General features: G+C 44.3%; 9 protein-coding genes. 6 read left to right on the top strand and 3 right to left on the bottom strand.

Annotated elements, in window-relative coordinates; genetic code table 11:
- Positions 1–12 precede the first annotated feature (12 nt).
- Both G9X63_RS06890 and glpK read left to right on the top strand, forming a co-directional pair.
- Entirely contained in the window at positions 13–714 is a 702-nt protein-coding gene (locus G9X63_RS06890; RefSeq protein WP_130895905.1) for an MIP/aquaporin family protein, read from the top strand.
- Between the two features lie 6 nt (positions 715–720).
- Positions 721–2,211, top strand: a complete 1,491-nt coding sequence (glpK, locus tag G9X63_RS06885; protein ID WP_252622072.1) for a glycerol kinase GlpK — start codon at positions 721–723, stop codon at positions 2,209–2,211.
- Between the two features lie 98 nt (positions 2,212–2,309).
- Here glpK and G9X63_RS06880 read toward each other — a convergent pair whose 3' ends face one another.
- Entirely contained in the window at positions 2,310–3,767 is a 1,458-nt protein-coding gene (locus G9X63_RS06880; protein ID WP_130895903.1) for a type III PLP-dependent enzyme domain-containing protein, read from the bottom strand.
- Between the two features lie 103 nt (positions 3,768–3,870).
- Between G9X63_RS06880 and G9X63_RS06875 the strand changes: the two genes are divergently transcribed.
- Positions 3,871–5,241, top strand: coding sequence for a UDP-N-acetylmuramate--L-alanine ligase (locus G9X63_RS06875; RefSeq protein WP_252622070.1), 1,371 nt, complete (start codon positions 3,871–3,873; stop codon positions 5,239–5,241).
- Here the strand turns inward: G9X63_RS06875 and G9X63_RS06870 are convergent.
- Positions 5,227–6,501, bottom strand: a complete 1,275-nt coding sequence (locus G9X63_RS06870; protein ID WP_130895901.1) for a DUF349 domain-containing protein — start codon at positions 6,499–6,501, stop codon at positions 5,227–5,229. The genes G9X63_RS06875 and G9X63_RS06870 overlap by 15 nt on opposite strands.
- A gap of 121 nt (positions 6,502–6,622) precedes the next feature.
- Here G9X63_RS06870 and ettA point away from each other — a divergent pair, with 121 nt between their 5' ends.
- The 3 genes from ettA to G9X63_RS06855 are packed head-to-tail and all read left to right on the top strand — an operon-like array spanning position 6,623 to position 11,484.
- Entirely contained in the window at positions 6,623–8,287 is a 1,665-nt protein-coding gene (gene ettA / locus G9X63_RS06865; RefSeq protein ID WP_130895900.1) for an energy-dependent translational throttle protein EttA, read from the top strand.
- Positions 8,288–8,289: 2 nt separating this feature from the next.
- Complete coding sequence (locus tag G9X63_RS06860) at positions 8,290–9,249, top strand: AAA family ATPase (protein WP_130895899.1); 960 nt, start codon at positions 8,290–8,292, stop codon at positions 9,247–9,249.
- Positions 9,250–9,300: 51 nt separating this feature from the next.
- On the top strand, positions 9,301–11,484 hold the full coding sequence (locus G9X63_RS06855; RefSeq protein ID WP_252622068.1) for a glycosyl hydrolase family 28 protein: 2,184 nt from the start codon (positions 9,301–9,303) through the stop codon (positions 11,482–11,484).
- Here G9X63_RS06855 and G9X63_RS06850 read toward each other — a convergent pair.
- Positions 11,471–14,161 carry a glycoside hydrolase family 2 protein gene (locus tag G9X63_RS06850; protein WP_252622066.1) on the bottom strand — a complete coding sequence of 897 codons (2,691 nt, stop codon included), beginning with the start codon at positions 14,159–14,161 and terminating at the stop codon, positions 11,471–11,473. The genes G9X63_RS06855 and G9X63_RS06850 overlap by 14 nt on opposite strands.

Below are 14,161 nucleotides of genomic sequence, written 5' to 3'. Positions count from 1 at the left end.
GAACCTCAACCTATGTCATCCATTTTCATCGGCGAACTCGCCGGAACTGCTACCTTATTATACCTCGGAAATGGCGTTGTTGCCAATATGTTATTAAAAGACACAAAAGGAAATGGCACTGGTTTATTAGCCATCGCAGCGGCTTGGGCCTTCGCAGTAACGGTTGCGATCTATGTTTCTACCTATTTTGGTAGCTCAGGGGCTCACTTAAATCCCATCGTAACGATTGCAGGTTGTGTGAAATCAGGGGATTGGAGTTTATTCCCTACGTTTATTGGGGCTCAGCTTTTAGGAGCGATGTTAGGTCAACTATTGGTTTGGTTGCATTACAAGCCTCATTACGATGTAACAGAAGATAAAGGTGCCATTCGCGCTTCGTTTTGCACGGATCCAGCGATTAAAAATACCCCCTTCAATTTTATTTCAGAAGCCTTTGCCTCTGCCCTCGCCGTAGTCGCTTTAGGGACTTTTTCTACGATTGAAACAGGTTTAGGGCCCTTTATGGTGGGAATTTTAGTATGGGCGATCGGCCTTGGTTTAGGTGGAACGACCGGTTATGCAATTAATCCAGCACGTGATTTAGGCCCACGTATTATGCACGCTATTTTGCCGATCCCAAACAAAGGTGATTCTGGCTGGGACTACGCTTGGATTCCGGTGTTAGGTCCAGCGGCGGGAGCTGTTTTAGGTGCTTTCATTTTGACCCTCAACTAAAAAACTATGTACGTAGGATCGATTGATCAGGGGACCACGAGTTCTCGTTTCATCATATTTAATAAGGCTGGAGAGATTATTTCTGTAGGCCAAAAAGAGCACCAACAAATCTACCCCCAAGCGGGCTGGGTGGAGCATGATTCACACGAGATTTGGAAAAATACCCAAGAGGTGATCGGTCTGGCGCTCGGGAAAGCGAACCTTTCTGCGAAAGATTTAGCGGCGGTAGGAATAACGAACCAGCGTGAAACAACGGTCGTTTGGAATAAAAAAACGGGCAAGGCGTATTATAATGCGATTGTTTGGCAAGATACACGCGTAGGTTCTGAACTAGCAGAACTAGCGAAGGATGGCGGAATGGATCGTTTTAGAGCTAAAACGGGTCTTCCTCTAGCCACCTATTTTAGTGGTTTAAAACTGCGCTGGTTATTAACTAATATCGACGGATTGCGAGCGGATGCGGAGAAAGGCGATGCGCTTTTCGGTACCATGGATACCTTCATCGCTTGGCATTTAACAGGCGGAGTTGATGGCGGAATTCACATCACTGATGTGACGAATGCTAGCCGCACCCAGTTAATGGATTTACAAACTTGTGCTTGGGACGAGGAGATTCTGAACGTACTAAGCATCCCTAAAGCGATGCTTCCGGAAATTAAATCTAGTTCATTAGTGTATGCGAAAGCAAAAGGAGTGCTTGGTGGCGTTCCGTTAGCGGGCATTTTAGGTGATCAACAAGCGGCTTTAGTAGGCCAAACTTGCTTCAATCCCGGCCAAGGAAAAAATACCTATGGAACCGGCTGTTTCTTACTAATGAATACGGGAACGAAAGCGATTCCATCCCAATTTGGCCTCTTAACTACGGTTGCCTACCAATTAGGCAATGAGCCTGTGCATTATGCACTGGAAGGTTCTGTGGCCATTACGGGCGCACTGGTTCAATGGTTACGCGATAATCTGGGCATCATTAAACATAGTCCAGACATCGAAAAATTAGCAAAACTCGTGGACGATAATGGGGGATGCTATTTCGTGCCCGCCTTTTCAGGCTTATACGCACCCTATTGGAAACAAGATGCGCGCGGAGCTTTAGTAGGTTTAACGCGCTATATTAATAAATCACATATTGCCCGTGCAGCCCTAGAGGCAACGGCTTTCCAAACTTGGGAAGTACTCGAAGCGATGGAAAAAGATGCAGGCATCCCGATCGCCTCTCTTCGAGTAGATGGTGGGATGGTCGTAAATCAATTATTGATGCAGTTTCAGTCTGATATTATTGGGGAAGAGGTGATCTGTCCAAAGATTATAGAAACCACAGCCCTAGGCGCAGCGTATGCGGCTGGACTTGCCGTAGGTTATTGGGCAAACTTGGATGATCTACGAAAGAATTGGGGCATTGCGCATACCTGGAAACCAGCGATGGATTCCGATAAGCGAGCGCATTACCGCAAGCAATGGAAGAAAGCGGTGACTAAAACCTTTGACTGGGAGGATTAGTATTCGCACGGGTCATTCCATAGGCTGGGCAAGCGGCTTGTCTCGAACAAGAGATCAATGCGCAGGCTAAAGCCAGAATCAAGATTCCTTTTTTCATCTTAGACCGAAGCTAACTTCGCTTTTGCAGGTGTTTCCTTTTTAGCGGTAACAGGTTCTGAATGCTGGTATCCTAAAATATCTAACATCGGTGCACTCTTTTGTTCCTCTGAGAACAAGCGAGTCGTGATCGTACCATCTTCTAACCGGTCGATAATCACGTGCTTAGGGGCAGGAATCAAGCAATGTTGAATTCCACCATAACCTCCTAAAGATTCTTGATAGGCTCCCGTATGGAAGAACCCTACGTATTGACGTTCTGATTCCTCTTCAAAAATAGGCAAGTATAAATCGGAGCTATGCGCTTCTGTATTATAGAAATCCATCGAGTCGCAGGTCAAACCACCTAGGTTGACCTTTTGATAAGGTAAACCCCAGTTATTCACCGGCAACATAATGTATTTCTGGTTCATACCCCAAGAATCCGGCAATTGCGTAATGAACGATCCGTCGATCATGTACCAAAGCTCCTTGTCATTCTGCAGTTTTTGGTCAATAATCTCATACAAAACAGCGCCGCTTTCACCTACGGTGTAGGATCCAAACTCCGTAAAGATATTAGGTACTGGAACGTTGTTTTTGTTGCAAATCCAAGAGATCGACTCAACGATTTCGTCGACCATTGCTTGGTAATCATAATTGAATTGCAATGAGGTTTGGATAGGTAAGCCACCACCTAAATCGATCGAATCCAATTCTGGACAGATCTTCTTCATTTCGCAATACTTGTAAACGAAACGGCTTAATTCAGACCAATAATAAGCTGAATCTTTAATTCCTGTGTTAATGAAGAAGTGCAACATCTTCAAGTTAAAGCGAGGATTAGGCTTAATTTTTTCGTTGTAAAGGGTGTTTACATCCGAATAACGTAATCCTAAACGAGAGGTATAAAAAGCGAAATCAGGCTCTTCATCTGTGGCAATACGAATAGCGATGTTCACTTTTTCAGCAGTTACCGATTTCTCATAGAAATCGATTTCTTTCAGGTTATCTAAAACAGGAATACAGTTGAATCCGTCATTGATTAACTCCGAAATGTATTGGGTATACAACGGCTGTTTATAGCCATTGCAAAGAATGTAAGTCGATTTAGAAATTTTTCCTTGGTTGTACATATCGCGAATGATAGGAATATCAAAAGCGCTAGAGGTTTCTAGGTGTACATTTTGCTTCAAAACTTCCTCTAAAATGAAAGAGAAATGTGACGATTTCGTACAATAGCAATAGGTATAGTTTCCTTTGTAGTTGTACTTTTTGATCGCATTTCTAAAGAGAAGTTTCGCATTCTCGATGTGTTCAGAAATTTTAGGCAAATAGGAAACCTTTAAAGGCGTACCATATTGCTTAATGATTTCCATTAAAGGCACATTGTTAAACAATAATTCATTGTTCTCATTGATATTGAACTCCCGAGTAGGAAACTCGATGGTTTGGTCAATTAGATCGATGTAATTTTTCATCCTTCTGTTTAAATGTACCCGAGTTCACCTCGAGTTTGTGGAAAAACGTGCAAAACTGCAATAAAAGTATGTACTTTGCAAGACAAATCCCTATTAAGTTATTATGTCCAAAATTCATTTTATCGCCATCGGTGGTGCAGCGATGCACAACTTAGCCCTAGCCCTTTTAGCTCAAGGACACGAAATAACAGGCTCAGACGATGAAATCTACGAACCTTCCAAAAGCCTCTTGGAGAAACATGGCATCTTACCCGCCGAGTTTGGTTGGGTCCCAGAGAAAATAAACTCGGACATAGACACCATTGTTTTAGGGATGCACGCACGTGCAGACAACCCTGAACTTTTAAAAGCGCAGGAATTAGGATTAAAAATTGAATCCTATCCTTCCTTCATCTACGAACAAAGCAAAAACAAACAGCGAATTGTCATCGCCGGAAGTCATGGAAAGACGAGTATAACGTCGATGATTTTGCACGTTTTAAAGACACTAAACAAGAAATTCGACTACTTAGTGGGAGCGCGAATCGAGGGATTTGACTTAATGGCATCCATCACCGATGCCCCTATTATGATCATCGAGGGCGACGAATACCTAGCCTCTCCTATCGATCGCAGAGCAAAATTTCTTTTATATCAACCGCACATTGCGTTGATTTCCGGCATCGCTTGGGATCATATTAATGTCTATCCAACATTCGAATCGTATACACAAGCCTTCGAAAATTTAGTGAAAGAAATGCCTAAAGCGGGGCATTTATTCTTTGACAAAACGGATAAAACGCTAGAGGCCATCGCCGAAGCCTGCCCAGAGCATTGTCAATCAGAGGGATACAAGGCACACGATTCTATCATTAGAAACGGCCAAACTTTCTTGAAAGGAAACGATGGAAAGGAATATGGCCTGCAGGTTTTTGGAGAACATACCTTGAAAAATTTGCAAGGGGCTTTGCATATCTGTTCGCAATTAGGCGTGAATAAAACAGAATTCTATATCGCAATACAATCTTTTAAAGGAGCTGCCAAACGTTTAGAATGGGTAGGAGAATCCGATACGCAATTGCTATACAAAGATTTCGCACATGCTCCTTCGAAAGTGAAAGCGACCACGCAGGCTCTAAAAGCGCAATTCCCACAACGGAAATTAGTGGCTGCGCTGGAATTACATACGTTTAGCAGCTTGAATCCTGCTTTTCTACCGGAATACAAAGGGACGTTAGCGGATGCGGATATGGCGATTATTTACCTAAGCGAACACGCGCGTGCTATCAAGCAAATGGATAGAATTGAAGCTGAAACGGTTCAGTCCTATTTTAATCACCCAAACTTGGTCGTAGTACGTGAACAAGAAGACCTAAAGCAAATCCTGTTAAAACAAAATCAGGAAAACCAAAACCTGTTGATGATGTCGTCTGGCACCTTCGATGGTCTCGATTTTCCTGGATTCGCAACTGAACTCGGTTTACGAATTCAATAATTGATCTAATTCTTCTTTAAAGCCCGTTAGCAAGATCTCCTTCATGGAGATTTTGCGCTTCTGGGTATTGATTTTACTCAAGGTAATTTTATCCTCCATCATGCGAGTAGCCTCCGATTCAGCAATGAACGATTCTAGTTCTCCTCGCTCCTTTTTTGCCATGTAATCCATCTGATTGATCATGATCTTCAACTGCTCGATCCGTGGCTTCTCATTTAAGTTCGCATGGCGATACGAAATCACACGCAATAAATAATTCATCTCGAAGATCTTATCGCAAATGGTTCTGAATCGTTCGGCGAGCGAGCGATCCATATTTTTGATTTGGGACGAAATCTCTTTCCACTTCACTAAGTAGGCTTTCGCTAAATCCGCGGTCGCTATAATATTTACTTGATCGCGTAATTTCAATTCCAATTCCCCCGTCATCGTCGTTAATTCTAACACACGTGGATCAATCCGAGGTTTGTAATCGATTCCTTTAATACGGTTGTACTTCTCGAAGAACATATCATTTGCCTTCTTGAAGTTTTTCCAAAGCATCGACTGCTTCTTGGGCGGCAATCCGATCACATTCTTCCACTCCTTTTGGATCTCCTTCACTTTCACCACGGAATCATCGATATCCTCAGCCTTACGCAATTGGTGCACGTTATCGATGTAGCCTTGCAAGATTAAAATCTTCTCGTCTATCTGGCGGTTCTTATCTTCGAAATAGGCCCGGCGCTTCAAGAAGAAGGCATCCATCACCTCTTGGAATTCTGCGGTTAATTGATCTTGGAATTGTTTATCGACTGGACCCGTCTTCACCCACTTCATCTTCACCTCCATCAATTTGTCCGTCGCTTCCACCACCTCTTCTTCCTCTGAGATTTCTTTTGCGTCTTGAATCAAGGCGCGTTTGATTTCTAAGTTTTTGATCTGATTCGCCTGAATTAATTCTTTCAAATAAGCCTCGTGCTTCTCTAATTCTGCTAGTAAAGGTTTAAAATCACCTAGTCCATCGAATTCGATTAGGTAGGTTTGCATTTGCAAGACTTTGGTCAAAAACGAACCTTTATTCTGCGCCGCTTCAATTTCAGCAGATAGACCTTTTACCTTGCTTACGGCGAGGTCAAAACGTTTCACAAAATAGGCTAATGCTTCCTCTTCCGAATGACGCACGAAACCGATTTCGCGCTCAGGATAGCTTAAATAGGCATTGATGAAAACTTTACCGTCGCGGCAAAATCCAAACTCGTTTGATGTGGGCTGGCTCATATGTTTTAAGGAAAGAGCTTCAAGCAGAGGCTTTGGCTCAAATGTTAATCGTAAATCTTAATTCACCTCTAATTTATTTAAAAAATTGCGATATTTGTGGGTTGTATAAAAATAAAATTTAATGAGTAACGAAACAATCATCTTTTCGATGGAGCGTGTGTCGAAAGTCATCCCTCCTCAAAAGACCATCATAAAAAATATTTATTTGTCCTTTTTCTACGGGGCAAAAATTGGTGTCTTGGGTCTGAATGGATCTGGAAAGTCCACTTTATTGCGCATAATCGCCGGAATCGATAAATCCTACACGGGTGATGTTGTATTTTCACCTGGTTACACCGTAGGTTTATTAGAGCAAGAACCGCAATTAGATCCGAACAAAACGGTGATCGAAGTCGTGGAAGAAGCGGTCGTAGAAATCAAGAACCTGTTAAAGGAATTCGATGAGATTAATGAGGCTTTCGGGGATCCTGATGCCGATTTTGACAAATTATTAGCGCGCCAAGGTGAGGTCCAAGAGAAGCTGGATCACTTCAATGCCTGGGAATTAGATACGCGTTTAGAAAAAGCAATGGATGCCTTGCGTTGTCCTCCGTCTGACGCCTTAGTGAGCACCCTTTCTGGGGGTGAAAAACGCCGTGTGGCGCTTTGTCGCTTATTATTACAAGAGCCAGATGTCCTTTTATTAGATGAGCCGACTAACCATTTGGATGCGGAATCCGTAGACTGGTTAGAGCAGCATTTACGTCAATACAAGGGTACTGTGATCGCCGTAACCCACGATAGATACTTCCTAGATAATGTGGCGGGCTGGATTTTAGAACTAGATCGTGGCGAAGGGATTCCTTGGAAAGGAAATTATTCTTCTTGGTTAGAGCAAAAGCAAAACCGTTTAGCGCAAGAAGAGAAGACGGAATCTCGTCGTCAAAAGACCTTGCAGCGTGAGTTAGAATGGGTGCGTATGGCGCCCAAAGCTCGTCAGGCGAAGTCTAAAGCGCGTATTGGAGCCTACGAGAAACTCCTTTCAGAAGAGAACAGACAGAAAGAAGACAAGCTAGAATTATTTATTCCAGCAGGTCCTCGTTTAGGAAATAAAGTGATCGAGGTACAGGGTGTATCGAAATCGTTTGGCGACAAATTATTGTACGAAAACCTGAGTTTCTCTTTACCCCCAGCCGGTATTGTGGGAATTATCGGGCCAAACGGGGCAGGTAAAACAACCTTATTTAATTTGATTACTGATAAGTTACAGCCTGATTCCGGGACTTTTGAAGTGGGGGAAACGGTAAAACTGGCGTATGTGGATCAAGAACACAATCAATTAAAGGCGGAGAAATCGGTGTTTGAAACCATTTCTGACGGCAATGATTGGGTGATGTTAGGCGGAAAGCAGGCGAATGCGCGTGCCTATGTCAGCAAATTCAACTTTAATGGCGCAGATCAAGAGAAGAAAATCAGCATGTTATCCGGTGGAGAGCGTAACCGTGTTCACTTAGCTATGATGCTGAAGGAAGGTGCCAACGTATTATTACTCGATGAGCCGACCAATGATTTGGACGTAAATACGCTCCGCGCTTTAGAGGAAGGTTTAGAAAACTTCGCGGGTTGTGCGGTAGTCATATCCCACGACCGTTGGTTCTTAGACCGTATTGCTACGCATATTTTAGCCTTTGAAGGAGATTCACAGGTGACTTGGTTTGAAGGAAATTATTCAGAATACGAAGAATCACGTAAGAAACGCTTAGGGGATACAACGCCTAAACGTATTCGCTACAAGAAATTGCAGTAATTATGAGCTCGAGAGAAAAAATTCAGGCCGTCATTGACGAAATGGGCAAAGTGGTCATTGGCCAGGAACGCCTCATTAATCGCTTATTAGTAGGTCTTTTTACGGGCGGTCACGTCCTGTTAGAAGGGGTGCCTGGCTTAGCGAAGACGTTAACGATTAACACCTTAGCTAAAATTCTCGACCTTCATTTTCACCGTATCCAATTCACTCCAGATTTGTTACCTGCGGATTTAGTAGGGACGATGATTTACAATCCGAAGAAATCTGAATTTGAAGTCAAAAAAGGACCTATTTTCGCCCAAATCATCCTAGCAGATGAGATCAACCGTGCTCCTGCCAAGGTTCAATCAGCGCTTTTAGAAGCGATGGCAGAAAAGCAGGTGACCATCGGGGATACGACCTATCCTTTAGACAAGCCCTTTTTAGTTTTAGCCACTCAAAATCCAGTCGAGCAAGAAGGTACGTTCCCGCTTCCGGAGGCGCAGGTAGACCGTTTTATGCTCAAGGTATTCTTGAATTACCTGGACAAAGACCAGGAATTAGCGGTGATGCGCCAAAAGTCCAACATGGACTTCAATTACGAGCCTAAAACCGTGTTAAATGCGGAAGATATCGCTAAAATTAGTAAGGAAATTAACGAAATCACGATCTCGGAGACCCTAGAAAAATACATCATCGAACTTGTTTTCGCGACCAGAAATCCGGCTGAATATGGATTAACGCAAGAAGCGGGATATATCCAATTCGGGGCATCACCACGTGCGAGTATCCAACTGAATCTAGCCGCGAAAGTGATGGCCTATTTAGAAGGACGTGATTATGTATTGCCGGAGGACATCAAAGAAATGGCCCCAGATATCCTGAATCACCGCATTATCTTGAATTATGTGGCGGAAGCGGATAACATCACCACGCTTCAAATCATCCAGTCTATCTTAAGTAGCGTCGCAATTAATCGCTAATTTTTTAGGTAAAAATGAGTTCTTTTTTGCTTTTAAGGCAAATTAGATCCTATGAAATACCTGCTGATTCTTTGCGTCTTCTTCTTCAGTTTCACCGCTTCGGAACCGATGCGCGTTTTCCTCATCGGTGATTCGACGATGGCAGATAAAGTATCTGCTGATTTTCCGGAGACAGGTTGGGGAATGCCTTTTGCTTCGTTTTTCAATGAGGCAGTAGAGGTCCAAAACCACGCCTACAATGGCAGAAGCACGAAAAGCTTCCGTCGTGAAGGACGCTGGGCGAAGGTATTTAACCAGATCAAAAAAGGGGATTATGTGTTGATTCAGTTTGGCCATAATGATGCCAAAGTCTCCGACACCAGCCGTTACGCCCCAGCACAAACTGACTTCCGCGAAAACCTCGTACGCTATGTGCGCGAAACACGTTCAAAAGGCGGAATCCCTGTCTTATTAACTCCCACTCAACGCAGAAAATTTGATTCTACAGGTGTTTTTGTAGACCAACACGCGGATTATCCAGCTGTGGTTCGCGAAGTAGCAACTGCGGAAAAAGTGCTTTTAATCGACATCGAGAAGGAAAGCAAGAAATACATGGCAGCAGAAGGTCCCGAGGGGGCAAAGAAGATGTTTCTTCATTACCCAGCTGGCATCTTTAAAAAATTCAGCAAAGGCGTGGCGGATGATACGCACTTCTCCCCTTTTGGCGCTAAGAAAATAGCCTCCCTGGTTGCTGAAGGCATTTTAGCTTCGAACGAGCACCTACGCAGCTTCTTACAAAAATCGTCCTTCTCTCAGAAATATGTATTCGAATTACCGAACGTAGCGACGACTGCGTTTAAAAAAGATACGTTTAATATCGTTTCATACGGTGCCGTTTCATCGGCGAGCAAGTTGAACACATCTGCTATACAACAGGCCATAGACATCGCCGCGAAGCAAGGCGGTGGTGTGGTACGCGTTCCGGCGGGTTTCTTCGTGACGGGTGCCATTACCTTACGCTCTAATGTCAACTTCCATTTAGATGCAGGTGCAGTCTTGCAGTTCAGCGCGGATGCAGCCCAATATCCGCTTGTCAGAACCAACTGGGAAGGCGTGGATGCCATCAGAGCGCAATCCCCAATTACGGCGATAGGCGAACGTAACATTGCGATTACGGGTTCTGGAATCATCGACGGAAACGGCGAGGCTTGGCGACCGGTGAAGAAGGGAAAATTAACACCTGGCGAATGGGATAAACTGGTTCGTTCAGGTGGCGTGTTAGATGACAAAAAAGACACTTGGTATCCGACTGAACGTGCATTAAAGGGATCTAAAATGGATCAGCCAGGCGTCATCGCCGCAGGTTTCAATGAGGCAAAAGCCGAGGAGATCAAAGAATTCCTTCGTCCTAATATGATCTCCCTGCGCGAATGCGAGCAGATTTTATTAGAAGGCGTTACCTTCCAAAACTCCCCAGCGTGGAACATTCACCCACTACTTTGCAAACACCTGACCGTGGAAAACATCACGGTAAAAAATCCATGGTTCGCCCAAAACGGCGACGGAATCGACATTGAATCGTGTGAATATGTTTCAGTCCGTCATTCAAAATTTGATGTGGGGGATGACGGCATCTGTTTGAAATCGGGTAAGGATGCCGAGGGCAGAAAAAGAGGCCGCCCGAGCGCCCATATCACCATCGAGAATTGCGTGGTATTCCACGGTCACGGTGGCGTCGTAGTAGGCAGTGAAATGTCTGGAGGCGTACATGATTTATTTGTTTCCAACTGTCAATTCCTCGGAACTGATGTGGGATTGCGTTTTAAAACAGCCCGCGGACGTGGTGGCGTAGTCGAGAATGTCTACATCCAAGACATCAGCATGAAAAACATCTCAGGGGAGGCCATCTTGTTCGACATGTACTACCAAGGAAAAGATCCGGTGGCTACTTTTGGGAATGGCGACGAAACACCTAAAATCGAAAGCAAACCAGTCGATGCCGGGACTCCTCAATTCAAAAACATCTTCGTGGACCGCGTCGTAGCAAAAGGAGCTGAAACCGGATTACTCGTGCGTGGATTGCCAGAAATGCCGATTCACCATATTTATCTTTCTAACTTAGACATCGAAGCGAAACAAACATACCGGGTGATCGAAGCCACAGATATTCAGTTGACGAATGCTCATTTTACGCAAACTGGAGACAAAAAACCGGAGTTAATCAACGTAAAACGCTGGAAACTTAACGCTCAATAATGATACTCGGATCGACCACATAGCGGCCAGATTTATCTCCGTAAAGAGACAATCCGCCTTCTGTGGACTCGAATCGCAAGATCAGTTTCCCCGTTTTGGCAGCCTGCTGCCATGCCGCTGCTGGGATTACACCTTGCACTAAGTAGCCGTAGGTTCCAGCTTCGTCTAGCTTGTTATTTCGCGTCTGGTAATGCCAAGACAATATTCCTTGATGATCCGCAGGATCATCCGCTAAAATCGTTTCTGAAGAAACTACGCCGTTTGCACTCACTTTCAATTTTGCTGGACTAGCGTATCGATCCGTTTGCGGATAGGCATTCGGGTTTACGCCTGGGTCAAAAGTTCCTTTCCCCAGCATGTAGTCACCATCCATTTTCCCTGCATCATCCCGGTCTTTTCCTAGGATGGGTTTAGAAGAGGCCTCCACTAAGAAACGAACTTGTTTGATACCCTCAGCGCCAGCGGTAGGGAATGGAATTTCGTATTCGAAATAACCTGCTCCTGCCCCGTTTAATTTATGCCCTAAAACGCCCGTCCATTGTTTTTTCGGCCAGCTAGATGAGCTATAACGCTCCACTGGCACCGATATCAATTGACCTTTCAAAGGTTGCGAAGCACCTTCTTCCACAATCAAATGCACGAAATTACGGTGCACGACTTTTCCCGCAGCATCGCTTAATTCAAACGCTAAAGTATTGATCGATTTATCTGCTGGCAACGTAATGGACAATGAATCCAAGGCCTTCACGTCCCAGGCAGCATAAGTTAAAGCGGAAGTTTTCGACCAGCGACTCACTTTTTCTCCCGCCGCATTAGTACCCGATAGCGTCATTTTTAAATTTAATGAACCAGCATCGTTGGTCATGGAAGATAAATGCAAAGGAATTTTAACCTGTTGGCCGGCTTTCCCAGCCCACGTGATTTCTTGTCCTGTAGACAGGTAAATAGGTCCGTGAAAATCTTTCAGTGACATCCCAGGGACGATGGCGTTTAGGCCTGTCTCTTTCTCTGTTCGGTCAAATTTGTAGTAGCCATTCCATTCATTAATCACATCGTGGTGTTCTGTGTATAACCAGCCGGCCATTTGCGGATGGTTTCTAAACGAGTTCAAGGCTTTGTGGTAATCGAAGGTATAATCGACATCTCCGGTGCTACCTTGGTAGCCCCATACGTTCCCAAATTCCGAATTAATCATCGGTTGTGATCCTTGATGGTATCCTTTCTCAAAGTTCCAGGTACTTCCAGGGTAGGTCTTTGCGGCATAATCGCCCACTAATTTATCCCATTCATAGCCCGCTTGGTAGGCATGCCAGGAATTAATATCGGTCTCCGTGTGCCCTATACCGCAGCAAACGGAATTATCTTCGACGAGGCGGGTGGGGTCTAAGGTTTTGGCCAAATGATAAACCGACGCCACCCACTTCTGCGTTTCCGGCGTATAAATCGATTTATTATCCTTGTGCGTAAACAAACCCCAGGTCTCATTGAACGTAATCCACGAGAAGATCGCCGGGTGATTGTAATCGCGTTTGATCATCTCGTGCAAGGTATACTCTGACTCCTTTTGCATCGCTGCCTCCGGATCTCCCCACGAATTAGGTAAATCTGACATCACTAAAAGTCCTAATTTATCCGCCCAATACAGCTTACGCGGCACATCCACCTTAATGTGCGTCCGGATCCCATTCAACCCAATTCGCTTGCTGCGTATGATCTCATCTTTCATAAACTGATCTGATGGGAAAGTATAAAATCCAGTAGGATGATAACTTTGGTCTAAAGCTAATTGCACATAAATAGGTTTGTTATTCAATCCGATATACGGAATCTTCGAACCAGGTAAATTCACCACAGAAATCTTCCGCATCCCGAAATAACCATTCACAACATCATTTCCCGACTGTATTTTTAGCCCGTATAAATACGGATCTTCTAAAGACCATAGGTGCATCGCTTTTACAGCTATGTCTGCGGCGCCCTCCTGTTTTCCTACTGGTATCGAAATCGAGGCCATTTGGCCATTCGATAAGGTAATTTTAACTTCTTGATTTTTCGAAGCAGGTGCTCCTAGATAAACTTTAACCTGTGCCTTTTTCGAGTCAATATCCGGATTCACTGCATAATGATCGATAAAATTTCCGCCTCTAGCCTCTAGATATACGGTCTGCCAAATTCCCCTCGCATTCCCATACCCTTGCTTTCCATACAAGGTGAACATCCGACGCTTATCATCCACACGAATAGCGATTTGGTGCACTGAACCCGGTTTAACCCCTACTAATTCAGCATCAAATGGCGTGTAACCACCTTGGTGTTTCCCTATTTGTACCCCATCTAAAAAGAGGGTCGTTTCCCAATCTGACGCTCCAATGTTAAAAAAAATACGTTTTCCGGTCCAAGTTACTGGAATTTTAATTTCCTTGTGGTACCAGGCCACATCGGCCTCATCTTTCACCTCTGAAAGGGGCGATCCCCACGGAAAAGGCACGAGAATTTTCTTCGCATAGCGAGTAGGAGCCGTTAGCGACGAATCAAAAGTAAAGTCCCAGTAGCCATTTAAATTCAACCATTGATCCCGTTGTAAGTCAGGGCGAGGATGTTCCGGTAGCGGTTGATTTTTTTGAGCATGCGCGTAGAAGGATAAACCCGCGAGCAGGAATAGAATGATTTTTTTCAT

The organism is Aquirufa antheringensis, assembly GCF_023921165.1.
Lineage (GTDB): Bacteria > Bacteroidota > Bacteroidia > Cytophagales > Spirosomataceae > Aquirufa > Aquirufa antheringensis.
The sequence above is the reverse complement of the archived record's forward strand: the minus strand, read 5'-3'. Positions and strand labels throughout refer to the sequence as shown.